Here is a 26,173-nt window from a genome sequence, read left to right as displayed (position 1 = left end):
AACGGGGCCGTTACGAATCCGAGACACGCGCCGCTTGACACCCGGCCCTGCAGTCCGAGTACCATGACCCAATGTGAACGGTCACATGGGCGGCGTTCCGCCCGACCGATGCACAGCAGGAGCCACCGGCCCATGAAGGAGTGATCCGTGCCCGTTCGCAACGACGCGCAGCAAGCTTGTCCCGCACCCGGGTGCGGGCATCCGCTCGCCACGGCCCTGGTCATCGGGCGCGCCTCGTGAGCTCGTACGGACCGAAGATCGAGGTCGCCATCGCGCGCGTCCGCGCCGACGTCGCCGCGCTGCACTCCGAACTGGTGCGCTACGGGCTGATCGTCTGGACCGGCGGCAACGTCTCCGGCCGCATCCCGGGAGCCGACCTGTTCGTCATCAAGCCCTCAGGCGTGTCGTACGACGATCTGGCCCCCGAGAACATGATCCTGTGCGACCTCGACGGCAACGTCGTGCCCGGTACGCCCGGGAGCGAGCGATCGCCGTCGAGCGATACGGCTGCGCACGCCTACGTGTACCGGAACATGCCCGACGTCGGGGGAGTGGTGCACACCCACTCGACCTTCGCGGTGGCCTGGGCGGCTCGGGGCGAGGAGATCCCGTGCGTGATCACGGCGATGGCCGACGAGTTCGGCGGCCCGATCCCGGTGGGCCCCTTCGCGATCATCGGCGACGACTCGATCGGGCGCGGCATCGTCGAGACCCTCACGGGGCATCGCTCGCGGGCGGTGCTGATGCAGAATCACGGCCCCTTCACGATCGGCACATCGCCGAAGGATGCGGTCAAGGCGGCGGTCATGGTCGAAGACGTGGCACGAACCGTCCACTACGCCCGTGAGGCGGGGCCTCTGATCTCGATTCCGCAGGACGCGATCGACAGCCTGTACGACCGCTACCAGAACGTCTACGGACAGAGCGCGGACGAGCGCCGATGAGCGCCACGATCAGTCCGGACGCGACTCCTCCCGACGCGGCCGCCGAGCGCGAAGCGGTGCGCGATGCCATCCTCGCGGGGCGCACGTCGCTCGGCATCGAGTTCGGCTCGACCCGTATCAAGGCGTGCCTGATCCTCGAGGACCGACCCACCGGCGTGCTCGCCGTTGGAAGCCACGAGTGGGAGAACGAGTTCGTCGACCGGATCTGGACGTATTCGCTCGATGCCGTGTGGACCGGCCTGCAACGCGCGTACGCCGATCTCGTCGCCGACGTGGCGGAGCGCTACGGCGTGCGTCCCGACACGTTCGGCGCCATCGGGGTGTCGGCGATGATGCACGGCTACCTCGCGTTCGACGCCGACGGGGAGGCCCTCGTGCCGTTCCGCACGTGGCGCAACACGACCACCGCGACGGCGGCGACCGAGCTGACCGACCTGTTCGGCGCCAACATCCCGCTCCGCTGGTCGATCGCGCACCTGCACCAGGCGATCCTCGACGAGGAGCCGCACGTCCCGCGGGTGCGGTTCTTCACCACGCTCGCCGGCTACGTGCACTGGCGCCTCACGGGACGCAGGGTGATCGGCGTCGGCGACGCGTCGGGGATGTTCCCGATCGACGCCGCGACGAACGACTACGACGCCGGGCTGCTCGGCCGGTTCGACGACCTCGTCGGGGAACGACTGCCCGTCGACGGCGTCCGCGAGCTGCTGCCCGAGGTGCTCGTCGCGGGGCAGCGCGCCGGAGAGCTGACGCCGGAGGGGGCCGCCCTGCTCGACGCCTCCGCAAGCCTCCGCCCCGGCATCCCGCTCTGCCCACCGGAGGGCGACGCCGGCACGGGAATGGTGGCGACCAACTCGGTCGCACCGCGCACGGGCAACGTCAGCGCGGGCACCAGCATCTTCGCCATGGTGGTGCTCGAGCGACCCCTGCAGCGCGTGCATCACGAGCTCGACGTGGTCACGACTCCCGCCGGCGATCCTGTCGCGATGGTGCACTGCAACAACGGTGCCAGCGAGCTGGCGGCCTGGACCGGCCTGTTCGGACGGTTCGCCGCGGCCGCAGGAACCCCCGTCGAAGCGGACGACGTCTTCGAGGTGCTGTTCCGCGAGGCGCTCGACGGCGAGGCGGATGCCGGCGGCCTGCTCGCCTACAACCACCTCTCCGGTGAGCCGATCGCTGCGCTGGCCGAAGGACGGCCTCTGTTCGTCCGCACGCCGGAGAGCCGCCTGACCCTCGCCAATTTCATGCGCGCGCAGCTCTACGGCGTCTTCGGCACTCTGAGCCTCGGCATGAGAGTGCTCGACGAGGAGGGGGTGGCCATCGACCGGATGTTCGCCCACGGAGGCATGTTCCGCACCGCGGGCGTCGCCCAGCGATTCCTGGCCGGTGCACTCGACGCGCCCGTCGCCGTCGCCGAGACGGCGTCGGAAGGCGGCGCGTGGGGCATCGCCGTGCTGGCCTCGTACCTGTCGTCTTCTGCCGACCTCGACCTCGGCGCCTACCTCGATACGCGCGTCTTCGGCGAGGCGGAGTTCGAGACCGTCCGGCCGAGCGCCGAAGACGTCGCGGGGTTCGCCGCCTATCTCACCCGTTACCGCGCCGGACTCGCGGTGGAAGCCGCTGCCGTCCAGGCGCTGTGAAGCACCCGTCCGTGACACCACGAAGGAATCTCTGATGACCCGCACTCCGCTGAACACGACCCTCGACCCGTACGAGGTCTGGTTCGTCACCGGCAGCCAGAACCTCTATGGCGAAGAGACCCTGCGCCAGGTGGCGGAGCAGTCCAAGGCGGTCGCAGACGGACTGGCCGGCCTGCCGGTCAAGGTGATCTGGAAGCCCGTCCTCAAGGACTCCGACAGCATCCGCAGGCTCGCGCTCGAGGTGAACGCACGCGACGACGTTCTCGGCGTCATCGCATGGATGCACACCTTCAGCCCCGCGAAGATGTGGATCGCGGGACTGGATGCGCTGCAGAAGCCGCTCCTGCACCTGCACACGCAGGCGAATGTCGAGCTGCCGTGGGCCGAGATCGACTTCGACTTCATGAACCTCAACCAGGCGGCGCACGGCGACCGCGAGTTCGGCTACATCCAGACCCGGCTCGGCGTCGCGCGCAAGACGGTCGTCGGGCACGTGTCGAATCCGGATGTCGTGGCTCAGGTCGAGACCTGGCAGCGCGCCGCGGCCGGGTGGGCCGCGTCGCGGTCGCTCAAGCTCGCCCGCTTCGGCGACAACATGCGCTACGTCGCCGTCACCGAGGGTGACAAGACCGAGGCCGAGCTGCGGTTCGGGGTGCAGGTCAACACGTGGGGCGTCAATGAGCTCGCCGACGCGGTGGCCGCGGCATCCGATGCCGAGGTGGACGCGCTGATCGATGAGTATCTCGTGGCCTACGACGTGGTTGCGGAGCTGCTACCGGGCGGAGCACGCCACCAGTCGCTGCGCGACGGCGCCGCCATCGAAGTCGGCCTGCGCTCGTTCCTCGAGGAGGGCGGCTTCGGTGCCTTCACCACGAGCTTCGAAGACCTCGGTGCGCTCAAGCAGCTCCCCGGTCTGGCCGTGCAGCGCCTCATGGCCGAGGGCTACGGCTTCGGTGCGGAGGGCGACTGGAAGACCGCGATCCTGGTGCGCGTCGCCAACGTCATGGGCGCCGGCCTACCCGGCGGCGCGAGCCTGATGGAGGACTACACCTACGACCTCGTGCCGGGCAGCGAGCGCATCCTCGGCGCGCACATGCTGGAGGTCTCGCCATCGCTCACGACGGCCAAGCCGACGCTCGAGATCCACGCCCTCGGCATCGGCGGCAAGGAGGACCCCGTGCGACTGGTGTTCACCGCCGACCCCGGCCCAGCCGTCGTCGTGGCGATGAGCGACATGCGCGACCGCTTCCGGCTCGTCGCGAACGTCGTCGAGAACGTCGAGGCTCCCGACCTGCCCAAGCTTCCGGTCGGACGCGCCGTCTGGAAGCCGCAGCCGGACTTCGCCACCAGCGCCGCCGCATGGCTCACCGCGGGAGCCGCACACCACACGGTCATGACCACGTCCGTCGGCATCGACGTCTTCCGCGACTACGCCGAGATCGCCAAGACCGAGCTCGTCGTCATCGACGACAGCACCACCCTCAGAGACTTCCAGCGGGAACTCCGCTGGAACCAGGCCTACTACCGGCTCGCCCAAGGGCTCTAGCCGACCAGGCCGAAACCCGAACATCGCTACCAAGACGACGATGTCCGTTACACGAAAGGAAACACAGTGAAAGCCAAGAAGACACTGCTCGCGGTGGTTGCCGCGGGTGCGCTGTTCCTGTCCGCCTGCTCCGGCGGCGGAGCCTCCGGCGGCGACGCCGGTGGCGATGGTGGCGGAGACGGCGGCCTGATCGGCGTCGCGATGCCCACCAAGAGCTCCGAGCGCTGGATCCAGGACGGCAACGCCGTCAAGGAGCAGCTGGAGGAGCAGGGCTACACCGTCGACCTGCAGTACGCAGAGGACGACATCCCCACCCAGGTCTCGCAGGTCGAGAACATGATCACCAAGGGCGCCGAGGCGCTGATCATCGCAGCGATCGACGGAACCACGCTCTCCCAGGTGCTCGACGATGCGGCTGCCGCCGACATCCCCGTCATCGCCTATGACCGACTGATCCGCGACTCGGAGAACGTCAACTACTACGCCTCGTTCGACAACTTCCTGGTCGGCCAGCAGCAGGCGTGGTCGGTGCTGAACGGCCTCGGCCTCGCCGAGCTCGACGGAACGGCCATCGAGGGCGCGCCTGCGGGGCCGTTCAACATCGAGCTCTTCGCGGGTTCGCTTGATGACAACAACGCGTTCTTCTTCTTCAACGGCGCGATGGACGTGCTCCAGCCGCTGATCGATGACGGAACGCTCGTCGTCAAGTCGGGTCAGACCGACATCGAGCAGGTCGCCACACTGCGCTGGGACGGTGAGACCGCACAGAGCCGCATGGAGGACATCCTGACGGCGAACTACTCCGACGGCACCACCGTCAACGCGGTTCTCTCGCCGTACGACGGCATCTCGCGCGGCATCATCTCCGCGCTCACCGATGCCGGCTACAGCGTCGGCGAGGGGTGGCCGGTCATCTCCGGTCAGGACGCCGAGATCGACTCGGTCAAGGCCATCAACTCCGGCGAGCAGTTCGCCACCATCTTCAAGGACACGCGCGAGCTCGCCGCGGTGGCCGTGGACATGGCGGTTGCGCTGCTGAACGGCGAGGAGCCCGAGGTCAACAACACCGAGGACTACGACAACGGCGTGAAGGTCGTGCCGTCGTTCCTGCTCGACCCGGTGATCGTGGTCAAGGACAACATCACATCGGTCCTGGTCGACAGCGGCTACTGGACGCAGGAAGAGATCGACGGCTAAACACCGGTCGTCACCGACAGGGTCGGGCTGAGGGAAGGCCGCGTGTCGCGGCCGTGCAGGGAGTACGCTCCCCACACGACGCGACACGTGGCACCCGCCGCCCGACCCCGTCACCCGCACTGAAGCAGGAGGCACCATGACCGAGCACATCCTCGAGATGCGCGGCATCACCAAGACGTTCCCCGGCGTCAAGGCACTCTCGAACGTGAGTCTGGGGGTGGAGCGGGGCGAGGTCCACGCGATCTGCGGCGAGAACGGCGCAGGAAAGTCGACGCTCATGAAGGTCCTGTCGGGCGTGTACCCGCACGGCACGTACGAGGGTGACATCGTCTTCGAGGACGAGGTCGTCGAGTTCAAGAACCTCACCGACAGCGAGGCGAAGGGCATCGTCATCATCCATCAGGAGCTGGCGCTCAGCCCGCACCTGTCCATCGCCGAGAACATCTTCCTCAACAACGAGCAGAAGGGGCGAGGCGGCCTGATCGACTGGAACAAGACGAACTTCGAAGCCGGCAAGCTGCTGGCGCGCGTCGGTCTGCGGGAGAACCCCACGACGAAGATCCAGAACATCGGAGTCGGGAAGCAGCAGCTCGTCGAGATCGCCAAGGCACTCTCGAAGCGCGTCAAGCTCCTCATCCTCGATGAGCCCACCGCCGCGCTGAACGACGAGGACTCCGATCATCTGCTCGATCTGATCCTGCACCTCAAGGGCCAGGGGATCACGTCGATCATCATCAGCCACAAGCTCAACGAGATCAAGAAGGTCGCCGACTCCGTCACGGTCATCCGCGACGGCAAGACGATCGAGACGATCCCGAAGTCCGAGGTCACCGAGGACCGGATCATCCGCGACATGGTGGGGCGCGATCTCGAGCACCGGTACCCCGACCACACGCCCGACATCGGCGAGGAGCTGCTCCGTGTCGAGGACTGGACGGCGTACCACCCTCAGGATTCGACGCGGGTGATGGTCGACAACGTCTCGATCCATGTGCGGGCGGGTGAGATCGTCGGCATCGCCGGGCTGATGGGGGCCGGCCGCACGGAGTTCGCCATGAGCCTGTTCGGGCGCAGCTACGGATCCAAGATCTCGGGCAAGGTCTTCCTGCGCGGCAAGGAGATCAAGACGCGCACGGTCTCGGAGGCGATCGACAACGGCCTCGCCTACGCGACGGAGGATCGCAAGACCTTCGGACTGAACCTCATCGAGGACATCAAGCGCAACATCTCGATGGCTTCGCTGAAGAAGCTTGAATCCGGCGGGCTCGTCAACGACAACGAAGAGTTCAAGGTCGCCAACGAGTACCGCAAGGAGCTGAACATCAAGGCACCGAGCGTGCTCGTGAAGACCGGGAAGCTTTCGGGCGGCAACCAGCAGAAGGTCGTGCTGTCGAAGTGGATCTACTCGGACCCCGAGGTGCTCATCCTGGATGAGCCCACGCGCGGCATCGACGTCGGTGCCAAGTACGAGATCTACGGGATCATCAACCGGCTGGCGGCCTCCGGCAAGGGGATCATCGTGATCTCCTCCGAGCTGCCCGAGCTGCTCGGCATATCGGACCGCGTCTACGCGATCTCCGAGGGGCGCATCACGGGCGAGCTTCCCGTGGAGGAGGCCACACCCGAGGCCGTTCTCAAGCTGATGACAATGGAGAAGCCCCGCTGAGCGGCGGCACGAGGAGCAACATGACCAATACAACCGAATCCACCGCCGTCGGATCCAACATCAATCCGACCGAGAACAAGTTCACGAACTGGCTCAGCCATGTGCTGGCCGACCTCGGCAAGAACGGCATCTTCATCGCCCTGATCGTGGTGGTGCTGCTGTTCTCCGTGCTGACCAACGGCATCCTGCTGCGCCCGCAGAACATCTCGAACCTGGTCGTGCAGAACGGCTACATCCTGGTGCTCGCGATCGGCATGGTGATGGTCATCATCGCCGGCCACATCGACCTCTCGGTCGGCTCCGTCGCCGCCTTCGTCGGAGCGTGCTCCGGCGTCTTCGCGGTCAACTGGGGACTGCCGTGGTGGCTCGCGGTGGTGCTCTCGCTGGCCATCGGCGCACTGGTCGGCGCGTGGCAGGGCTTCTGGGTCGCCTATGTCGGCATCCCGGCCTTCATCGTGACCCTCGCGGGCATGCTCATCTTCCGAGGGCTCGCCCTCGTGGTGCTGGGCAATGCGAACATCGGCTCTTTCCCGACGGAGTACCGGGGACTGGGGAACGGGTTCATCACGGGCTGGTTCGGCGAGACGGATCCCGATCTGTTCACGCTGGCCGTCGGGGCCGCGGCGATCATCCTGCTGGTCGTGCAGCAGCTGAGGACTCGCGCCGGCCGAGCCAAGTACGGCCAGGAGGTCGAGCCGCTCACCTGGTTCGTCATCAAGCTCGTGCTCGTCGCGGTGGCCATCGGGTTCCTCACGTTCGCGCTCGCGAACTACAAGGGCATTCCCGTCACGCTGATCATCCTGGCGGTGCTCGTGCTCGTCTACGGCATCGTGATGAACCGCACCGTCTTCGGGCGTCATATCTACGCCATCGGCGGCAACCGGCACGCGGCCGAGCTGTCCGGCGTGAAGACGCGTCGCGTGGACTTCTGGCTGTTCGTGAACATGGGCTTCCTGGCGGCCCTCGCCGGCCTCATGTTCACCGCGCGGCTGAACCTCGCCGGCCCCAAGGCCGGAACCGGCTTCGAGCTGGAGGCCATCTCGGCGGCCTTCATCGGTGGAGCGGCGGTGCAGGGCGGCGTCGGCACCATCGGCGGCGCGATCATCGGTGGTCTGATCATCGGTGTGCTGAACAACGGAATGTCGATCATGGGCATCGGCATCGAGTGGCAGCAGGCCGTGAAGGGTCTGGTATTGCTGCTCGCGGTCGCGTTCGACGTCTACAACAAGCGCCGCTCGGGCGGTCGCTGACCGTTCAGGCCGGCGCGGCGACGTCGCAGGCGAAAGATGGGCCGAGGGGGTTCCCCCTCGGCCCTTCTTGCTGTGCGGATCCCGCTGGTTAGGTTCGCGCTCCTCCGCCGGAGCGCAGTCGCGAGAGCGCGTCGACGGTCGCGGCGAGGATGAGCACGGCACCGGTGACGAGCAGGTTGACGCCGGCCGGCAGGTTGAGCAGCGCCATAACCATCCGGTAAGCACTTACAGTGCTGTAAGTGTTAGGACGAGCCTCATGTGATCGCGGTAAGCGCTCGCCCCAGATCGGCCACGATGTCGTCCGCATCCTCCAGCCCGACGGAGAGCCGGACGGTGGTGGAGGTGATCCCCGCATCCGCCAGCTGCGACTCGGTCATATGGCTGTGCGTCATGGACGAGGGGTGCGCGACGAGGCTGCGGGCATCGCCGATGTTCGCCACCAGGCGCACGATCCGCAGCTGCGCGATGAAGGCCTCGACACGGGTGAAGTCCTCGTCGGCGTCGCCTGTCGCATGCAGATCGAAGGCGAAGACGGATGACGCGCCACGGGGCAGGTAGGCCTGGCCGAGGTTGTGCCAGGGGCTCGCCGGAAGTCCCGGGTGATGCACGCGCCCGACGCCCGGATGCTCGTCCAGAAAGCGGGCGACGGTGAGCGCCGTCGCGCTATGGCGGGACATCCGCAGATCGAGGGTCTCTATCCCCTGCAGCAGCTGGAAGGCGTTGAAGGCGGATAGCGAAGGACCCAGGTCGTGGACGTACTTGGTCTTGACGAGGGCGATGTAGGGCGAGCCGGTGGCGCCGAAGCGATCGATGAGACTGCCGCCGGGTACCCGCGCGTACTCGGCGGTCAGTTGAGGCCACCGTTCGCGATCGGCGGAGAAGTCGAAGGTGCCCAGGTCGACGACGGCCCCGCCGAGCGAGGTTCCGTGGCCTCCGAGGAACTTGGTCGCCGAATGCACGGAGATGTCGGCGCCGAACTCCTTCGGCCTCTGCAGGTAGGGTGTCGCCACGGTGTTGTCGATGACGAGGGGGACCCCCGCGGCGTGCGCGATGTCGGCGACCGCGCGAACGTCGAGCACCTGGGCGAGCGGATTCGTCACGGATTCGGCGAAGAGGGCACGCGTCTCCGGGCGGATGGCGTCCCGCCACGCCCGCTCGTCATCCTGGTCGACGAAGGTGACGGCGATTCCCCAGTCGACGAAGGTGTCCTGCAGCAGGTCGATCGTGCCGCCGTAGAGCTGCTTGGCGGCGACGATGTGCTGACCCTGCTTGGCCAGTGCCAGCAGCGCGAGGGCGACGGCGGCCTGACCCGATGCGACGCCCGCCGCGGCGATGCCGTCCTCGAGCGCCGCGACGCGCTCCTCGAACACGAGCACCGTCGGATTCGCGGCGCGGCTGTAGATGTTCCCGTCCCGTCGGAGGGCGAAGAGGTCTCGAGCGTCGCGCAGCGACGCGAACTCGAAGGCGTTCGACTGGTAGATCGGCGGCACGGCGGTGTTCTGCGCGATCCCGGGGGTGAAACCCGCCTGGACCTGCGCCGTGGCGAACGCGCGGACGGCGGGGTTCTCGGGCATTCGTCCATTGTCCGGGCCGCGCGCCCCCGCGCCGTGTCCGTGTTTCGAACTGTTGCGCGCCGCCCGTTGGCGCCGGCGCCCCGGACGGGGGCACGATGGGCGGCGAGGGTGAGGGCGTGAGGGTCAGGGAGTGAGGGTGACCTTGCCGTCGGCACCCGCCTCCACGGCGCGGTGCGCCTCGGCGGCGTCGGTAAGGGCGAAGCTCGGCCCCAGTTCGACGGAGAACGCGCCCGCGGCCATCAGCGCGAGGGACACCGGCATCGCCTCGGCCCGCCACGCGAGCTGCTGAGGGGTCAGCGGGGTCGGGTTGCCGCCGGAGAAGGCCCGGATGCCCCAGCCGGCGGCATCCCGCCCGCGCACGACCGTCGCGATGCGGGGGCGGTCATGCAGCAGCTCGAGCGAGGCCTCGATGGCCTCGTCGGTGCCGGCCGCGTCGAGGATCACCGTGACCCCTTGCGGCGCCGCTTCGCGAACGCGGTCGGCGAGGCCGTTGCCGTACGGCACCGGCGTGGCGCCGACGGAGCGCACCCGGTCGGCTCGGCGGTCGCTCGTCGTCGCGATCACCGTCGCACCCCACAGCACCGCGTACTGGATCGCCGCCTGGCCGACCGAACCCGATCCGGCGTGCAGAAGCAGCGTGTCGCCTGCGCCGACTCCGAGCGATCGCAAGGTCTGGTAGGCGGTGCCGACGGGGATGCCGAGCGCGGCGCCCTCCGCGGCCGACACGGTCTCCGGCCGGGGGTAGGTCTTCGACGCGTCGACGACGACATCCGTGGCGTAGGCGCCGTTCGCGCCGAAGAACGCCACGGCATCGCCCGGACGGAAGCCGTCGACGCCATCGCCGACCGCCGTCACGATCCCCGCGCCGTCGGCCCCGACCCGCCGGGGTTCTTCGATCGGGCCCGATGCCCGCAGCCCCTTGCGGATCTTCCACTCGATCGGGTTGACGCCGGCGGCCTCGACCCGCACAGCCAGCTGCCCAGCCGCCGGTCGGGGATCGGGCACCTCGGTGAAGGACAGGACCTCCGGTCCGCCGAACTCGGTGTACGTGATCGCGTGTGCCATGTCTCAAGGCTAACCGCGGAGCGGACCGGCGCTGACACCGCGGGGCGCCCCGGCGCTGACCCCGCGGGGCGCCCCGGCGCTACTCCCACAGAGCGCCCCGGCGCTACTCCCCAGAGTGCCTCGGCGCTACTCCCCGCGGAGCGCCTTCGTGATGCGCTGCAGAGACACGGCCTCGGCGGTGCCGAGTCGTTGCGCGAAGAGGCTCACGCGGTACTCCTCGAGCAGCCAGCGGGTACGGAGGAGAGCCGGCGCCGCGTCGACGGGCAGCGGGATCACACCGCCGGCTTCGGCAAAGGCGGCGGCAGCCCGCTCGAACTCCGTCATCCATGCACGGTCGCGACCCGGATTGTCCGAGAGACCCTGCAGGCGCACGAGGGCACCCTCCAGGTAGCGGGGCAGCTGCGCGAGCCGCGCGACGCCGGTCTCGGACACGAAGCCCGGGAAGATCAGCCCCGACAGCTGCCCTCGCACGTCGCCCAGGGCACTGAGCAGAGCCATCGAGGTGCCGACCTTCAGCGCCCTCTCGACATCCCGGGCCTTCGTCAGCACCTTCGCGACGAGCGACACGCAGGCGAAGAGCTCGTCGACGATCCCGGCCGAAACGGCGTCGCGAACCCGTGCGAAGTCGTCCGGGTTCCTCACGATGCCCGTGGGAGCCACCCGGGCGATGATGGCATCCGCGACGGCAACCCGGCAGTCCTCGATCAGGACGCGGGCGGAGGGGTACGGGGACGTCGCCAGTGCGAGCTTCTCGGCCGAGGTCAGGTGCTCCTGCACGTACGCGGTCGGCGAGGCGACGGCCAGCAGCACCAGCCGCCGCACACCGGCGCGGGTGACACGCGCCGCGGCATCCGGCGTGGACTCCACCCGAAGCGCGACGCTCGTGCCCTCGTCGACGAGCGCGGGATAGCCGCGCACGACGCCTCCGGCGACCCTCGTGTCGACGATCTCGGGCAGTTCGCCGATGTCCCATGTCGTGATGCCTGCGCGCTCGGCGGGAGGGCGCGCGGCGGCGACACGGTCGGCCCCGGATGCCGGGGCCGACCGCTCGCCGGACGCGGCGCGTTCGATCGACGAGGCGACGGAATCGCGGGCGCGCGCGGAGAGACGGTCCTGCAGCACCGGAAGATCGCGGTCGTTGCCCACGGCGCGTCCCCTCCCGTCCACGGCGCGGAACGAGGGAAGCAGGTGCCCGGGCACGCGCTCGAGCTCGAAGTCGGACGCCGAGACCTTCTGATTCGCCACACGCTGCACGAGCCGGGCGAGGGCCTCGGTGAGCGTCTGCGGGGGGAGTCCCTCATGGTCTTCGGGGCCCTGCCCGGCGAGCTCTTCGGAGAATCTCGCCGCCCAGTCCGCGGCCGGCACGACGTGGCGCCGGATGGGCTTCGGCAGCGCCCGGAGCAGCCCTGTGATCAGCTCGTCCCGCATCCCCGGCACCTGCCAGTCGAAGCCGTCGGGGCGAAGCCCCGCCAGCAGCGGCAGCGGCACGACGACGGTCACGCCGTCATCCGGGGCCCCCGGCTCGAATCGGTAGGCGAGCTGCAGGGTCTGATCGCCCTGGCGCCAGCGCGTCGGGAAGTCGCGTGCGTCGGCGCGTGCATCGTCAGCGACCAGGTCGGCCTCGCGCATCGTGAGCAGCTTGGGCGTCTTCGGCTCGGCATCCCGCCACCACCGCTCGAAGGAGCGCACGTCGAACACATCGGCGGGGATCCGTGCGTGGTAGAAGTCGAACACCGCCTCGTCGCCCACCAGGATGTCGCGGCGGCGCTCGCGCTCCTCGACCTTCTCGAGCCGTCGCCGCAGTTCATGATTCGCCCGCACGAAGGCCGTCAGGTTCGCCGGGAGGCGCGAGAGCTCCCAGTCACCCTCGACCAGGGCATGGCGCAGGAACAGCTCGCGGGCGCCCGCCCGGTCGATGCGCGCGAACTGGATGCGGCGGCGGGGGACGAGCTCGACCCCGAACAGCGTGACCTTCTCGAACGCGACGGCGGCCCCGGCGTCCTTGGACCAGTGCGGCTCGCTCACCTGGGTCTTCGCGAGGTCGCCCGCGAGCGCGTCGGCCCACGCCGGATCGATGGCCGCGACGGTGCGTGCATACAGCCGCGAGGTCTCCACGAGTTCGCCGGCCATGACCGCGTGCGGCTTCGTCTTCTTGAGCCCCGATCCGGGGAAGATCGCGAACCGCACGCCGCGGGCGCCGATGTACTCCGCGCGGTCGCGGCTGCCGCGCGCGGCGGGCCCCCGATTGGCACCGGTCGCCGCGCTCGCCGCGGCACGCTCATCCAGCAGTCCGATGTGCGAGAGGAGGCCCGCGAGGATCGCCTTGTGCACGGCGTCGGGGTCGGTCGTGCTTCCAGAGGCCGTGGAGGGCCCCTTCTGCTTCGGGGCGAGGGAGCGCACCTGCCGGTGGACGTCGAACCACTCGCGCACGCGGACGTAGTTGAGGTGCTCGCTGCGGCAGAGCCGCCGGAAGGCGCTCGAGCCGAGTTCGGCCTGCTTCTCCTGCAGGTGGTTCCAGAGGTTGAGCAGCGTCAGGAAGTCACTCGTGGGATCGGCGAACCGCGCGTGCAGCCGGTCGGCCTCCTCCCGTCGCTCCTCGGGGCGCTCGCGCACGTCCTGAATCGACATCCCGGCGACGATCGGGAGCACGTCGTGCAGGGTGCCGTTGGCCCCGGACTCCAGGATCATCCGCGCGAAGCGCGGATCCATCGGGAGGCGGGCGAGCTCCCGGCCGATGTTCGTGAGGCGGGGGCCGTTGCCCTTCCCTGAGCCTGTCGAAGGGGTCGACACGGCGCCGAGTTCCGTCAGCAGGTCGAACGCGGCCTTGACGCCGCGGGAGTCGGGGGGCGTGAGGAAGGGGAACTCCGTGATGTCGCCGAAGCCCAAGGCGAGCATCTGCAGGATGACGGACGCGAGGCTGGTCCGCAGGATCTCGGGTTCGGTGAACTCGGGGCGGCGGTCGAAGTCCTCCTCGGAGTACAAGCGGATCGCGATGCCGTCGCTGGTGCGGCCGGCGCGCCCGGAGCGCTGCTGCGCCGACGCCTGCGAGATCGGCTCGATGGGCAGCTGCTGCACCTTCGAGCGGTTGCTGTAGCGCGAGATGCGTGCGGTGCCGGTGTCGATGACGTACCGGATGCCGGGCACGGTCAGGCTCGTCTCCGCGACATTCGTCGCGAGCACGACGCGCCGCCTGACTCCCGCGACCTTGGAGGGTTCGAAGACCCGGTGCTGTTCGGCCGCACTGAGGCGCCCGTAGAGGGGGAGCACCTCGGTGGGTGCGGCATCCTTGGCGTACGCGCCGCGCACCGCGTCCGCGGCATCCCGGATCTCGGCCTCGCCGGGGAGGAAGACGAGCACGTCGCCCTTGGACTCGCGATCAAGCTCCTGCAGCGCCGCGACGATGGCGTCGACATCGTCGGCGTCGGCGTCCTCGGGGCCCCGGTAGCGGATCTCGACCGGGTAGGTGCGACCGGACACCTCGATGATCGGCGCGTCCTCGCCTTTCGGTGCCGCGAAGTGCCGGGCGAATGCCTCCGGGTCGATCGTGGCCGAGGTGATGACCACTTTCAGGTCCGGCCGCTGGGGGAGGATTCGGCGCAGATACCCGAGCAGGAAGTCGACGTTGAGCGATCGCTCGTGGGCCTCGTCGATGATGATCGTGTCGTAGCGACGCAGCAGGCGGTCCCGGTGGATCTCGTTGAGAAGGATGCCGTCGGTCATGAGCGTGACGCGCGTGTCGTCGGTGACCTTGTCGGTGAAGCGCACCTTGTATCCGACGAGGCCCCCCAAGCGCACGTCGAGTTCGTCGGAGATGCGCTCGGCGATCGTCCGGGCGGCGAGGCGACGGGGCTGGGTGTGCGCGATGCGCTCGCGGCCCAGCTCGAGGCAGATCTTCGGCAGCTGGGTCGTCTTGCCGGAACCCGTCGCGCCGGCGACGATCACAACCTGGTGATCGCGGATGGCGCGCGCGATGTCCTCCCGCCGGGCGCTGACGGGCAGCTCCGGCGGATAGGTGATCAGGGGTGCGAGCGCGGGCATAGCCTTCCATCGTATGGCTCGAGATGGCTCCGAGCGCCGTCATAGGGTTGTCGTATGACGATTCCCACGCTCGCGATGAACTCCGGCTACGACATCCCGCAAGTCGGCTACGGCGTCTTCAAGGTCCCCGCGCACGATACGGAGCGGGCCGTATCCGAGGCGCTCGCGCTCGGCTACCGCCACATCGACACCGCCGCCGTCTACGGCAACGAAGAAGGGGTCGGCGCGGCGGTCCGCGCCAGCGGCATCCCGCGCGACGAGCTCTTCATCACGACGAAGCTCTGGAACGATCGCCACGAAGGCGACCAGCCCCGCGCGGCGATCGGCGAGAGCCTGGACAAGCTCGGTCTCGACCACGTCGACCTCTACCTCGTGCACTGGCCGACACCCGCCCGGAACAACTACGTGGAGGCCTGGCAGGGGCTCATCGCGCTCCGCGACGAGGGGCTGACCCGTACGATCGGCGTCTCCAACTTCCTCGTGCCGCACCTGGAGCGCATCGTGGCGGAGACGGGGGAGACGCCCGCGGTCGACCAGATCGAACTGCACCCGACGTATCAGCAGCGCGAGGTCGTCGCGTGGGCCGCGGATCACGGCGTGCTGATCGAGGCGTGGGGTCCGCTCGGGCAGGGCAAGTACGACCTCGGCGCCATCCCGGCGGTGCGGGGCGCAGCGGACGCGCACCGCAAGTCGCCCGCCCAGGTCGTGCTGCGCTGGCACATCCAGAAGGGCAACATCGTGTTCCCGAAGTCGGTGCGGGTGGAGCGCCTGCGCGAGAACATGGACATCTTCGACTTCGAGCTCTCGGATGACGAGGTCACGGCGATCGACGCGCTCGATCCGGGCGACGGCTCCGGTCGAGTGAGCGCGCATCCGGACGAGGTGAACTGAACCCGCTTCTTCCGCGCTGAGCGCGGCTCTTCGGGGGTTTCGGCTCGGGCGAACCTGGGAGCCGGGGTTTCGATGTTCTCTCTGCGGCTACTCAAGTCTGCGCGAACCTCGGCGCAGACTTGAGCAGCGAAATCGTCGACAACGGCGCCGCCGTTCACAGGTTCAGGTCCGCCTCTACTCTGTGAGGAACCTGCCTTGATGCACCGGTCGACATCGAGATCGCCCCTTCCTGCACGGGAGCGCCCTCAGATCGCGATTCCGAACCCGACGCCGGGGCAGACCCAGCGAGGCACCGGCCGCCGTACCTTCGTGCGATGCATCCCTTTGAGGTCATGGCGGAGCCCATCCGCCGCCGCATCGTCGAGATCCTCGCCGTCGGCGAGCATCCGTCCTCGATCATCGTCGACGTCATCCGGTTCGAGTTCAGCGTGACCTCGGCGGCCGTGTCCCACCACCTGCGGGTCCTGCACAATACCGGCTGGGTCGACGTGCGGCACGAGGAGACCCGCCGACTTCACGTCCTCGCCGAGGACGGCATCCTGAGCCTTCATCGCGACGTGAAGCGCCTGGCAAGCTCTGGAAGAACCGGCTCGGCTGGAACCTCCCCGGCGACCCGGCGAAGGCGGGGATGATGCGCCTCGAGCCTCGGCCGCCCAGACCGGAGAGCCGGCGCGGCCTGCGCGGAAAGCTGCCCGACGGTTTCACCCGCGCAACCCACAGGCGCCGCGACGCGCTGCGCGACGGCGCGTAGCCTTAGATCATGGCTTCGCGACTGGCGGACACCGTGAGCCCCTACCTGCGCGCCCACGCGGACAATCCCGTCGCGTGGTTTCCATGGGGCGCGGAGGCCTTCGCCGAAGCCGCCCGCCGGGACGTGCCGGTGCTCGTCTCGATCGGGTACTCGACGTGCCACTGGTGCCACGTGATGGCGCGGGAGTCCTTCGCCGATGCCGACACCGCGGCGGAGATCAATCGCGACTTCGTCGCGATCAAGGTCGATAGGGAGGAGCACCCGGAGGTCGACTCCGCCTACATGGCCGCAGCGAGCGCGTTCACCCAGAACCTGGGCTGGCCGCTCACCGTGTTCACGACCCCGGATGGTCGCCCCTTCTACGCCGGCACCTACTGGCCGCCCCAGCCGCACCCGCCGATGCCGTCGTTCCGGCAGGTGCTCGCCGCCGTCCACGAGGCATGGAGCGAGCGCCGCGCCGATGTGGAAGGAACCTCCGCGCAGCTGGCCGAGGCCCTGGCCTCCCTGGGCGTGTCCCGGCGGGGAGCCGATGCGCTGCCCTCATCGGATGACCTGGCGATCGCCGCGCGGCGTCTCGCGACCCTCGAAGACGTCGAGTTCGGGGGGTTCGGCACCGCAGGGTCGCGGCTGGACATCCCGAAGTTCCCCACGGTGCCCGCCCTGCGCTTCCTCCAGGCGCCCCTGATCGCAGAGATCGCGCCCGGGGCATCCGCCGTCGCGCTGCGCGCGCTCGATGCGATGATCGCCTCTCCGCTCCGCGACCCCGTCGACGGCGGGTTCTTCCGATATGCGACCCGCCGGGACTGGACCGTCCCGCACTTCGAGCGCATGCTGACCGACAACGCCGGGCTCATCGACGTCGCGCTCGACGCGGGCAAGGATGCCGTCGCGGCCGACATCGCACAGTTCCTGCTCGACACGCTGCAGCAGCCGTCAGGGGGTTTCGGGGCGGCGCAGGACTCGGAGTCCTGGATCGACGGAGAGCGCAGCGAGGGCGGCTACTACGCCCGGGATGCCGTGGACCGCGAGCCCCTCGAGCCACCGGCCGTCGACGGCAAGGTGATCACGGGCTGGAACGGACTGGCGATCGGCGCGCTGGCGCGAGCAGGGCTGCGCCTGGACGCCCCCGCCCTGCTCGACGGCGCCCGGCGCGCCGCGGATGCCGTGCTGGAGAGCAACGTCGCGCCCGACGGCCGGCTCATCCGCGCATCCCTCGACGAGATCCCCTCCCGCGCCCCGGCGACGATCGAGGACTACGGGCTGCTGGCCGACGGGCTGGCCGCGCTCGCCGCCGCCACGGGCGAGGTCGCTTACGCCGTGCGGGCGCGACAGCTCGTCGACGACATCGCGCCTCTCGTGCGGGCCGACGCGGGCGGTGAGGCCGTCGATGCCTCACGCGATCCTGTACTCGCCGCGCAAGGACTGCGCGCGCCCGCCGACGAGAGCGACGGAACCCACCCGTCCGGCCGCTCGGCGCTGGCCTCGGCGGCGCTCAGCCTCTGGCTCCTTGGCGCAGGGGAGTCGTACCGGGCGCTCGCCGAGACGCTCGTGCAGCAGGGGGCCGCGGCATCCATCGCCCAGCCCATGGCGCACGGGTCGCTGCTGCGGGTCGCGTGCTCTCTCGCGACGCCGCCGCGGCAGCTCGTCGTCGTCGGTGGGCCGTCGGACCCCCTCGTCGCCGCTGCGCGGCGCATGAGGACCGACGTCACGGCGATCGTTTCGGCTGCTGCGGCGTCGGCCTTCGCCCGGGCCGGGTTCGAGCTCTTCGAGGGCAAGGGGGCGGTCGGGGGAGTCGCTACGGCGTACGACTGCCGCTCGTTCGCCTGCCGCCTGCCGGTGACGGATGCCGCGCTGCTGGACGCGGCTGTGGAGAGCTGACGTGGGCGCGGTGACCGACACATAGGATGCTCGACGGGGAGCGGGGGAACATGGAACAGAACGCGGAGAGCAGCGGGTACTGGTACGGCGAGGATCACGACTCCCGCCGCCGGAGGGCCGTCATGCTGCTGCAGTCCTTCCGGCTCTACCGCGCCGCCGAGGCGGCGATGCGCCGGCGCACCCGCACCACGATGCACATGGGCGAGAACGATCTGCTCGCTCTGCGCTACCTGCTGAAGGCACAGCGCGAGGACCGGCTCGTCTCGCCGCACGAGCTGGCGCGCTATCTCGGGGTCTCCACCGCGTCGATGACGGCGATGGTCCACCGGCTCGAGGAGAGCGGCCACGTGCGACGAGAGCCGCACCGCAGCGACCGCCGCAGCGTGATCGTCGTGGCGACCCGGGAGACCGACGAAGAGGTGCGCCGCACGCTCGGCGAGATGCACACGCGCATGCTCGATGCCGTGATCGACATGTCGCCCGAGGAGTCGAGCACTGTGATCGAGTGCCTGACGCGCCTGCAGGCGGCACTGGATGCCGTACAGCCGGCGGATGCCCCGGACCCGGCCGATGCCCCGGACCCGGCGGATGCCGTACGTCAAGCGGATGCCTCGAACCCGGCCGATGCCGCACCGGCGGCACGGCGCGCACCGCGCTCGACTTAGAAGCCGGCCACCACTCCGAAGGTGACGGCGAAGAGGATGCTCGCGGCGCCGGTGGCTGTGGCGGCGGCGAAGGCCACCCGGTCGAAGTGATCCCGCGAACCGCGGCGCACGACCATCCGTCGCTCGGACGCGAGCGCGGCCTTGGCCAGTGCGAGTTCATCGAAGCGGCCGAGGGGTTCGCCGTGCGCATTGACCGGTACGAATCCGTCGCGGACGCGGTCGATGCATCCGACGTACGAGCCATCGAGGTAGCCGACGGTCAGGTCGGAGCCGGACCGCACCCAGTGGATCCTGCGGGCGCGAGGGAGTCGATCGATCGACGGTGCGGTCATGTGAGCCTCCGGGTTCGGCTGACTGGTGCGCACTCTCAGCATGCGTCGCGCAGGAAATGCGCCCTGACCCCTTGACTATCGGGTTCGGGTGTGCAGAGCCGGCTCGACTTCTCGCTAGATCCAGCCGTTCCCCCAGGCGTGGAGGCGCCAGAAGTCGTAGGGCACCTCCATCCCCGTCCACAGCGGATAGAAGAACGCGGAGACCAGCACGGCCACGGCGAGGAAGACGACCACGACGCCCTGTCCGGACGCCCGGCGGTACACCGACGCGCCTGTTGGTCCCGCCACCTCTCGCAGCGCGAACATCAGCGCGAGCAGCATGAACGGCAGGATGGCGATCGTATAGAACTGGAAGATCGTGCGGTCCGGGTAGAGCAGCCATGGCACGTAAGTGATCGCGACGCCGGTGAGCACTGCGGCGTATCGCCAGTCGCGCGTGCGGACGAACCGGTACACGACGAAGAGCACCGCCGCCACGGCGGCGTACCAGATCAGGGGGTTCGGAACGCTCCATACGACCTGCACGCAGCCGCTGGAGGCGGCGCAGGCTCCCTCGCCGGCCGGTTCGCTGTGCCAGTACATCGCGGTCGGCCGCAGGAGCAGTGGCCACTGCCACGCCGGGCTCGCATACGCGTGCTCGGTCCTCAGGCCGACATGGAAGTTGTAGATCGCCTCGTGATACTTCCACAGGGATACCAAGGGGTTCGCGTCCACGGTGCGGTCGTAGCCGCCCGCCGTCACCAGCCACCCGGTCCACGAGGCAACGTACACGAGCGCCGCGACCGGAACGAGCAGCAGGAAGGTGACGGGCCCCTGGCGCAGAACGGCGTCCCACGGCCAATACGCCACGCCGGCCCGCCGGCGGGCCAGCGCGTCGGTCACGACGAGATAGATGCCAAGTCCCGCGAGTGCGTACAGCCCGGACCACTTGACGGCCGTGGCCGCGCCCAGCGCGACGCCGGCCGCCACGATCCAGGGGCGGTTCCAGAGCACCGGCCCCCAGCGGAGCTCTCGCAGGGAATCGTCATCCGACAAGCGGGTCAGCTCCTGGACGGACGCCTGAGACCGCTCGTGGTCGATCAGCACGAACCAGAACGCCACGAGCACGAACGCCATCAGCGACGTGTCGAGCAGGGTCACCCGGCTGAGCACGATGGCGAGCCCGTCGATCGCCATCAGAAAGGCGGCGATCCCGGCGAAGACGATGGATCCGCTCAGGCGCTTCGCCACCAGGTACAGCACCAGCACAGCCGCCGTGCCCACGAGCGCGGTGGCGATGCGCCACCCCCACCCGGAGCCGGGGCCGAATGCCATCAACCCGAGGGCGATGATCCATTTGCCGAGCGGCGGGTGGACCACGAAGCTGCCGTCGGTCGTGTACGCATCCGTGTCGCCGGCGAGGAAGCTCTCGTCGGCCTTGTCGGGCCAGGATGCCTCGTGACCCAGGCTGAGGAGCGTCCACGCGTCTTTGACGTAGTACGTCTCGTCGAAGACGAGGGCGTGAGGATGCCCGAGGTTCCAGATCCGCAGCACCCCGGCCAGGAGGGTGATCAGCGCGGGCACGAGCCAGCGCAGCAGCCGCCGCCTTCTCGGGTCGCCCAGCAGGGAGTCGCGCCACCGCTCCCACGCCGTCTCGCGCTCCTCCGGCAGGAGCGGCTCCGGCAGCTCCATCTCAGCGGTGGACGTCACGGGGTCAAGCCTAAGCTGGGGCCGTGATCATCCTCGCGGCGACGCCCATCGGCAACCTCGGTGACGCCTCGCCCCGCCTGGTGGCGGCACTCGAGGCCGCGGAGGTCATCGCGGCCGAGGACACGCGCACCACGCAGCGGCTGCTCTCGGGCCTGGGTGTGGTCAACCGTCCCCGTATGATCGCGCTGCACGATCACAACGAGAAGCAGAAGGCGGGGGAGCTCGCCGAGCTCGCCGAGACCACGGATGTCGTGGTGCTCAGCGACGCCGGCATGCCGACCGTCAGCGACCCTGGTTTCGGGGTCGTCGCGGCCGCCGCCGAGCGAGGCGTCGCCGTCACCGTCATCCCCGGTCCTAGCGCGGTGATCACGGCGCTCGCCGTGTCCGGCCTGCCCACCGATCGGTTCACGTTCGAAGGATTCCTGCCCCGCAAGCCCGCGGAGCGCCGGTTGACGCTCCGCGCGCTCGCGCGCGAGCCCCGCACGATGGTCTTCTTCGAATCGCCGGCCCGGCTCGCGGCATCGCTCGCCGACATGGCGGCGGCGCTCGGCGCCGACCGCCGCGTCGCCGTCTGCCGGGAACTCACGAAGTTCTACGAGGAGGTGCGGCGGGGCAGCGCGGCCGAGCTCGTGGCCTGGGCGGAGGGTGGCGTGAAGGGTGAGATCTGCATCGTGGTCGAGGGTGCCGTGGCCGTGCAGGTCGACTTCCCCGACGCCGTCACGCACGTGCGAGAGCTCGTCGCCGGCGGCGCGCGACTGAAGGATGCCTCCACCGAGGTCGCGAAGCAGACGGGCCACCCGAGCCGCGAGCTCTACCAGGCGGCCCTCGCCCCGACCCCACCGATCCGCGACCGCACCGGTCCCTGAGCCTGTCGAAGGGTCGCCGCAGGAACTGTGACGCTGTCACACGTCGGAGGCCCCGCATCCGCCCGCCGTAGACTCGAAGGTATGCCCAACGGCGAATCCTTCTACATCACGACGCCGATCTACTACCCGAGCGACGTCCCCCACATCGGCCACGGCTACACCACCGTGGCCGTCGACACGCTTGCCCGCTGGCACCGCCAGGCGGGCGATGACACCTGGATGCTGACGGGGACCGACGAGCACGGCCAGAAGATGATCCGGGCCGCGGCCGCCAACGGCGCCACGCCGCAGGAGTGGGTGGACCGGCTGGTGGCCGACTCGTGGCATCCGGTGCTGAAGACCCTCAACATCGCGAACGACGACTTCATCCGCACGACGCAGCCGCGCCACGAGGAGCGCGTGCGCGCATTCGTCCAGGCGATCTATGACCGCGGCTACATCTACGCCGGGGAATATGAGGCGCTGTACTGCGTCGGCTGCGAGGAGTTCAAGCCCGAAAGCGAGATCGTCGACGGCACTGGACCCTTCGAGGGCCTCAAGGTGTGCGCCATCCACTCGAAGCCGCTCGAGCTGCTGCAGGAGAAGAACTACTTCTTCAAGCTCAGCGAGTTCCAGGATCGCCTGCTCGAGCTCTACCGCGACCGGCCCGACTTCGTGCAGCCGGAGTCGGCCCGCAACGAGGTCGTCTCGTTCGTATCCCAGGGGCTCAAAGACCTCTCGATCTCGCGGTCGACGTTCGACTGGGGCATCACCGTCCCGTGGGACGAGTCGCACGTCATCTACGTCTGGATCGACGCCCTGCTCAATTACGCGACGGCGGTCGGCTACGGTTCCGATCCCGAGCAGTTCGAGCGGCGGTGGCCCGCCGTCCACGTCGTCGGCAAGGACATCCTGCGTTTTCACGCCGTGATCTGGCCCGCCATGCTGATGGCCGCCGGGCTCGAGGTGCCGCGCAGGGTGTTCGCCCACGGCTGGCTTCTCGTCGGCGGGGAGAAGATGTCGAAGTCGAAGCTCACGGGCATCGCCCCGTCCGAGATCACCGACGTCTTCGGCTCCGATGCCTACCGCTTCTACTTCCTCTCGGCCATCGCATTCGGGCAGGACGGCTCGTTCTCGTGGGAAGACCTCTCCGCGCGGTATCAGGCGGAGCTCGCGAACGGCTTCGGCAATCTCGCGTCGCGCACGGTGGCGATGATCGAGCGCTACTTCGAGGGGATTGTTCCTCCGGCGGGGCAGTTCACCGAGCGGGACCTGGAGATCCAGAAGATCATCGCGGATGCCGCTGCCGGGGCCGACGCCGCGATCGAGCGTTTCGCGATCCAGGACGCGATCGCGCAGATCTGGACGGTCGTCGATGCCCTGAACGGCTACATCACCGAGAACGAGCCGTGGGCGCTGGCGAAGGACGACAGCCAGCGGGAACGACTCGGCACCGTGCTGTACACCTGCGCCGACGGCCTGCGTGCGCTCGCCGTGCTGCTGTCGCCGGTGATGCCGGTCGCCACCGAGAAGCTCTGGATCGCCCTCGGTGCCGCTGAGTCGCTCGGCCGGCTCCAGCAGCAGCCGATTCGAGAGGCCGGCGGTTGGGGGCTGCTCCGCCCCGGCACGAGCGTGAACGGCCTCGCGCCGCTGTTCCCGCGTGTCGAAACCACGAACTGACCTTGGTTGCCGAAGGGACGCAACACGCCGCATGGAGCGCGGAATGGCCGCAGTTTGCGTCCCTTCGCGCAAGGTGGATGGGGAGAACACGTGAGTGATCCGAGCCAGTACGTCCGCGAGCGCTCCAAGGAGGGGCGCAAGGAACTGCGCTACCCCGCCGCACCGGTGCCTCTCGCGGTGCCCGTGTACGACAATCACGCGCACCTCGAGATCGCCGACGGCGACGAGCCGCTGAGCCTGGGGGAGCAGCTGGACCGCGCCCTCGCGGTGGGTGTGCACGGCGTGGTGCAGGCGGGCGGCGACATCGGGTCCTCCCGCTGGTCGGCGGATGCCGCTGCATCCCACCCTCGCGTGCTCGCCGCCGTCGCCATCCATCCCAACGAGGCGCCCGCGTACGCCGAGGCGGGCGAGCTCGGGGACGCGATCGCCGTGATCGACGAGCTCGCCGCGCAGCCGCGCGTGCGCGCGATCGGCGAGACGGGCCTGGACTTCTTCCGCACCGGCGAAGAGGGTCTTCCGGCTCAGTTCGAGAGCTTCGAGGCGCACATCGCGCTGGCCAAGAAGCACGCTCTGGCGATGCAGATCCACGACCGCGACGCGCATGACGCCGTACTCGAGACCCTCACCCGCGTCGGCGCGCCCGAGCGCACCGTGTTCCACTGCTTCAGCGGCGATGCGGCGATGGCGCTCACCTGCGCGGAGGAGGGGTACTACCTCTCCTTCGCCGGCAACGTGACGTTCAAGAACGCGCAGAATCTTCGCGATGCGCTCAAAGTCACCTCGCGGGAGCGCATCCTGGTGGAGACGGACGCGCCGTTCCTCACGCCAGAGCCGACACGGGGGCGCCCGAACGCCCCGTATCTGATCCCGCACACGGTGCGCTTTCTGGCGCGCGAACTCGATGTCGAGCTCGACGAGCTCTGCGCCCAGCTGACGGCGAACACGCTCGCCGTCTACGGCGCCTTCGAGGATTGAGCCGCTACGTGACGACCGGGTCCTGTTCGGACATGGACTCCAGGGTGCGCCCCTTCGTCTCCTTCACGAACCTGATCACGAAGAAGATCGCGACGAAGGCGAAGAAGGTGTACACGCCGTAGGCGACGCCGAGCCCGAGTGCCGCCAGCGACGGGAACGTCGTCGAGATGATGAAGTTCGCGACCCACTGGGCCGCGGCGGCGACCGAGAGGGCGACCGCGCGGATGCGGTTGCTGAACATCTCGCCGAGCAGCACCCACACGACCGGACCCCACGAGGCACCGAAGAAGACGACGTAGAGGTTCGCCGCGATGAGCGCTATCGGCCCCGCGGCGCCCTGAAGGTCGGGTTGCATCACGCCACCCCCGACGTCGACGAGCGGAGCGGTGGCGAAGATGAAGCACAGCGTTCCGAGGCAGATGAACTGCCCGATCGCTCCGATGAAGAGGAGGGGCCGGCGGCCCACCTTGTCGATCAGCAGGATCGCGATGACGGTCGTGACGATGTTCGTCACCGACGTGATGACCGTGATCGTCAGTGAGTCGGACTCGGTGAAGCCGACGGCCTGCCACAGCACGCTCGAGTAGTAGAAGATCACGTTGATGCCGGTGAACTGCTGCAGCACCGACAGCCCGATGCCGACCCAGACGATCGGCAGCAGGCCGAATTTCGGGCCCCGAAGGATTTTCACGCTGACGCGATCCGGCTTGCCCTCCACGGTCTTCAGGATGTCGGTCGTGGTCTTCTCGACGTTGCCGCCGACGTAGCGCGTCAGCACTTCCTTCGCCTTGAGCATGTTGCCCTTGGCGATCAGGAAGCGCGGCGACTCCGGGATCGTCAGGGCGAGCCCGCCGTAGATCACCGCCGGCACAAGGGCCGACAGGAACATCCAGCGCCACGCCTCCAGATTGAGCAGCCACGGTGCCGTCGCCGTGCCGGCCGCCGCGACGATGCCGGCATCCGTCAGCAGCGCGACGAAGATGCCGGTGACGATGGCGAGCTGCTGCAGGGAGCCGAGCCGCCCGCGGAACGCCGGCGGCGACACCTCGGCGATGTACGCGGGCGCGATCACCGATGCGGCGCCGATGCCCAGACCGCCGACGATGCGCCAGATCGTCAGATCCCAGATGCTGAAGGCGAGACCCGAGCCGATCGAGCTGATGATGAACAGCGCCGAGGCGATCAGCATGACGCGGATGCGTCCATAGCGATCGGCGATGCGTCCCGCGTACCACGCGCCGACGGCGCAGCCGAGCAGGGCGGAGGCCACCGCGAAGCCGAGCAGCACGGGCCCCGCGTCGAACTGTTCGCCGATGGCGGAGACCGCGCCGTTGATGACGGCGGTGTCGTAGCCGAAGAGGAACCCTCCGAGTGCGGCGGTGGCAGAGACCAGGATCACACGCCCGATGGGGACCGTGACCTCCGAAGACGGTGCCGGTGACGATGTCATGCGGTCCTCCTTATCGCGAAACGCAGGAGTTGCGTGTGCGGCACATACTTCCCACGGGCCACGAGCATGTCAACCCACTCGAGCATCGCCGCGGCGC

Annotated in this window: 19 protein-coding genes; 13 read left to right on the top strand and 6 right to left on the bottom strand. The window is 69.1% G+C overall.

Annotated elements, in window-relative coordinates; genetic code table 11:
* Positions 1 to 236: 236 nt before the first annotated feature.
* The 6 genes from ACPW96_RS10065 (at position 237) to mmsB (ending at position 8,243) form a co-directional block, all read left to right on the top strand.
* On the top strand, positions 237 to 944 hold the full coding sequence (locus ACPW96_RS10065) for an L-ribulose-5-phosphate 4-epimerase (protein ID WP_425820032.1): 708 nt from the start codon (positions 237 to 239) through the stop codon (positions 942 to 944).
* The gene (locus ACPW96_RS10060) at positions 941 to 2,584 is read left to right on the top strand and encodes a xylulokinase (RefSeq protein WP_425882919.1); all 1,644 of its coding nucleotides are present in this window, start codon (positions 941 to 943) and stop codon (positions 2,582 to 2,584) included. The genes ACPW96_RS10065 and ACPW96_RS10060 overlap by 4 nt, the downstream gene beginning before the upstream one ends.
* Positions 2,585 to 2,618: 34 nt before the next feature.
* Positions 2,619 to 4,130 carry an L-arabinose isomerase gene (gene araA / locus ACPW96_RS10055; protein WP_425882918.1) on the top strand — a complete coding sequence of 504 codons (1,512 nt, stop codon included), beginning with the start codon at positions 2,619 to 2,621 and terminating at the stop codon, positions 4,128 to 4,130.
* Between the two features lie 66 nt (positions 4,131 to 4,196).
* Complete coding sequence (gene chvE / locus ACPW96_RS10050) at positions 4,197 to 5,327, top strand: multiple monosaccharide ABC transporter substrate-binding protein (protein ID WP_425882917.1); 1,131 nt, start codon at positions 4,197 to 4,199, stop codon at positions 5,325 to 5,327.
* Positions 5,328 to 5,463: 136 nt separating this feature from the next.
* Positions 5,464 to 6,993, top strand: a complete 1,530-nt coding sequence (gene mmsA / locus ACPW96_RS10045; protein ID WP_425820040.1) for a multiple monosaccharide ABC transporter ATP-binding protein — start codon at positions 5,464 to 5,466, stop codon at positions 6,991 to 6,993.
* A gap of 20 nt (positions 6,994 to 7,013) precedes the next feature.
* Positions 7,014 to 8,243 (top strand): multiple monosaccharide ABC transporter permease, encoded by a 1,230-nt coding sequence (gene mmsB / locus ACPW96_RS10040; protein ID WP_425882916.1) that lies wholly within the window; start codon positions 7,014 to 7,016, stop codon positions 8,241 to 8,243.
* A 254-nt stretch (positions 8,244 to 8,497) separates the two neighbouring features.
* On the opposite strand, the gene ACPW96_RS10035 is transcribed toward mmsB, so the two are convergent.
* From ACPW96_RS10035 to hrpA, 3 genes are all read right to left on the bottom strand, one after another.
* Positions 8,498 to 9,817 carry an O-acetylhomoserine aminocarboxypropyltransferase/cysteine synthase family protein gene (locus ACPW96_RS10035; protein ID WP_425882915.1) on the bottom strand — a complete coding sequence of 440 codons (1,320 nt, stop codon included), beginning with the start codon at positions 9,815 to 9,817 and terminating at the stop codon, positions 8,498 to 8,500.
* Positions 9,818 to 9,940: 123 nt separating this feature from the next.
* Positions 9,941 to 10,882, bottom strand: a complete 942-nt coding sequence (locus tag ACPW96_RS10030) for a quinone oxidoreductase family protein (RefSeq protein WP_425882914.1) — start codon at positions 10,880 to 10,882, stop codon at positions 9,941 to 9,943.
* Positions 10,883 to 11,008: 126 nt separating this feature from the next.
* Complete coding sequence (hrpA, locus tag ACPW96_RS10025) at positions 11,009 to 14,920, bottom strand: ATP-dependent RNA helicase HrpA (protein WP_425882913.1); 3,912 nt, start codon at positions 14,918 to 14,920, stop codon at positions 11,009 to 11,011.
* 54 nt (positions 14,921 to 14,974) lie between these two features.
* On the opposite strand from hrpA, the gene ACPW96_RS10020 reads away from it, so the two are divergent.
* The 4 genes from ACPW96_RS10020 to ACPW96_RS10005 all read left to right on the top strand — a co-directional run bounded on the left by ACPW96_RS10020 (position 14,975) and on the right by ACPW96_RS10005 (position 19,105).
* On the top strand, positions 14,975 to 15,811 hold the full coding sequence (locus tag ACPW96_RS10020; RefSeq protein ID WP_425882912.1) for an aldo/keto reductase: 837 nt from the start codon (positions 14,975 to 14,977) through the stop codon (positions 15,809 to 15,811).
* 314 nt (positions 15,812 to 16,125) lie between these two features.
* On the top strand, positions 16,126 to 16,443 hold the full coding sequence (locus ACPW96_RS10015) for an ArsR/SmtB family transcription factor (RefSeq protein WP_425882911.1): 318 nt from the start codon (positions 16,126 to 16,128) through the stop codon (positions 16,441 to 16,443).
* A 128-nt stretch (positions 16,444 to 16,571) separates the two neighbouring features.
* The gene (locus tag ACPW96_RS10010; RefSeq protein ID WP_425882910.1) at positions 16,572 to 18,440 is read left to right on the top strand and encodes a thioredoxin domain-containing protein; all 1,869 of its coding nucleotides are present in this window, start codon (positions 16,572 to 16,574) and stop codon (positions 18,438 to 18,440) included.
* Between the two features lie 50 nt (positions 18,441 to 18,490).
* The gene (locus ACPW96_RS10005; RefSeq protein ID WP_425882909.1) at positions 18,491 to 19,105 is read left to right on the top strand and encodes a MarR family transcriptional regulator; all 615 of its coding nucleotides are present in this window, start codon (positions 18,491 to 18,493) and stop codon (positions 19,103 to 19,105) included.
* Here ACPW96_RS10005 and ACPW96_RS10000 read toward each other — a convergent pair.
* Positions 19,102 to 19,437: a hypothetical protein gene (locus ACPW96_RS10000; RefSeq protein WP_425820058.1), complete on the bottom strand. Its 336-nt coding sequence runs from the start codon at positions 19,435 to 19,437 to the stop codon at positions 19,102 to 19,104. The genes ACPW96_RS10005 and ACPW96_RS10000 overlap by 4 nt on opposite strands.
* Before the next feature lie 114 nt (positions 19,438 to 19,551).
* Positions 19,552 to 21,126: a dolichyl-phosphate-mannose--protein mannosyltransferase gene (locus tag ACPW96_RS09995; protein ID WP_425882908.1), complete on the bottom strand. Its 1,575-nt coding sequence runs from the start codon at positions 21,124 to 21,126 to the stop codon at positions 19,552 to 19,554.
* A 23-nt stretch (positions 21,127 to 21,149) separates the two neighbouring features.
* Between ACPW96_RS09995 and rsmI the strand changes: the two genes are divergently transcribed.
* The 3 genes from rsmI to ACPW96_RS09980 all read left to right on the top strand — a co-directional run bounded on the left by rsmI (position 21,150) and on the right by ACPW96_RS09980 (position 24,626).
* Positions 21,150 to 21,992 carry a 16S rRNA (cytidine(1402)-2'-O)-methyltransferase gene (gene rsmI, locus ACPW96_RS09990; RefSeq protein ID WP_425882907.1) on the top strand — a complete coding sequence of 281 codons (843 nt, stop codon included), beginning with the start codon at positions 21,150 to 21,152 and terminating at the stop codon, positions 21,990 to 21,992.
* A gap of 81 nt (positions 21,993 to 22,073) precedes the next feature.
* Positions 22,074 to 23,651: a methionine--tRNA ligase gene (metG, locus tag ACPW96_RS09985; RefSeq protein ID WP_425882906.1), complete on the top strand. Its 1,578-nt coding sequence runs from the start codon at positions 22,074 to 22,076 to the stop codon at positions 23,649 to 23,651.
* A 90-nt stretch (positions 23,652 to 23,741) separates the two neighbouring features.
* Entirely contained in the window at positions 23,742 to 24,626 is an 885-nt protein-coding gene (locus ACPW96_RS09980; RefSeq protein ID WP_425882905.1) for a TatD family hydrolase, read from the top strand.
* Between the two features lie 4 nt (positions 24,627 to 24,630).
* On the opposite strand, the gene ACPW96_RS09975 is transcribed toward ACPW96_RS09980, so the two are convergent.
* On the bottom strand, positions 24,631 to 26,076 hold the full coding sequence (locus ACPW96_RS09975; protein ID WP_425820064.1) for a sugar porter family MFS transporter: 1,446 nt from the start codon (positions 26,074 to 26,076) through the stop codon (positions 24,631 to 24,633).
* Between the last annotated feature and the right edge of the window lie 97 nt (positions 26,077 to 26,173).

This window comes from Micromonospora sp. DT81.3 (genome assembly GCF_049847225.1).
Lineage (GTDB): Bacteria > Actinomycetota > Actinomycetes > Actinomycetales > Microbacteriaceae > Microbacterium.
Note: the sequence above shows the minus strand (reverse complement) of the source record. Positions and strands in the feature narration are given on the sequence as shown.

What these genes read in the sequence shown, in the direction of transcription:
- ACPW96_RS10005 (WP_425882909.1), top strand. Translation starts at nt 18,491, where the DNA reads ATGGAACAGAACGCGGAGAGCAGCGGGTACTGGTACGGCGAGGATCAC.
- ACPW96_RS10010 (WP_425882910.1), top strand. Translation starts at nt 16,572, where the DNA reads ATGGCTTCGCGACTGGCGGACACCGTGAGCCCCTACCTGCGCGCCCAC.
- ACPW96_RS10000 (WP_425820058.1), bottom strand. Translation starts at nt 19,437, where the DNA reads ATGACCGCACCGTCGATCGATCGACTCCCTCGCGCCCGCAGGATCCAC.
- mmsA (WP_425820040.1), top strand. Translation starts at nt 5,464, where the DNA reads ATGACCGAGCACATCCTCGAGATGCGCGGCATCACCAAGACGTTCCCC.
- metG (WP_425882906.1), top strand. Translation starts at nt 22,074, where the DNA reads ATGCCCAACGGCGAATCCTTCTACATCACGACGCCGATCTACTACCCG.
- ACPW96_RS10030 (WP_425882914.1), bottom strand. Translation starts at nt 10,882, where the DNA reads ATGGCACACGCGATCACGTACACCGAGTTCGGCGGACCGGAGGTCCTG.
- ACPW96_RS10060 (WP_425882919.1), top strand. Translation starts at nt 941, where the DNA reads ATGAGCGCCACGATCAGTCCGGACGCGACTCCTCCCGACGCGGCCGCC.
- ACPW96_RS10035 (WP_425882915.1), bottom strand. Translation starts at nt 9,817, where the DNA reads ATGCCCGAGAACCCCGCCGTCCGCGCGTTCGCCACGGCGCAGGTCCAG.
- mmsB (WP_425882916.1), top strand. Translation starts at nt 7,014, where the DNA reads ATGACCAATACAACCGAATCCACCGCCGTCGGATCCAACATCAATCCG.
- araA (WP_425882918.1), top strand. Translation starts at nt 2,619, where the DNA reads ATGACCCGCACTCCGCTGAACACGACCCTCGACCCGTACGAGGTCTGG.
- ACPW96_RS10015 (WP_425882911.1), top strand. Translation starts at nt 16,126, where the DNA reads ATGCATCCCTTTGAGGTCATGGCGGAGCCCATCCGCCGCCGCATCGTC.
- hrpA (WP_425882913.1), bottom strand. Translation starts at nt 14,920, where the DNA reads ATGCCCGCGCTCGCACCCCTGATCACCTATCCGCCGGAGCTGCCCGTC.
- ACPW96_RS09975 (WP_425820064.1), bottom strand. Translation starts at nt 26,076, where the DNA reads ATGACATCGTCACCGGCACCGTCTTCGGAGGTCACGGTCCCCATCGGG.
- ACPW96_RS10020 (WP_425882912.1), top strand. Translation starts at nt 14,975, where the DNA reads ATGACGATTCCCACGCTCGCGATGAACTCCGGCTACGACATCCCGCAA.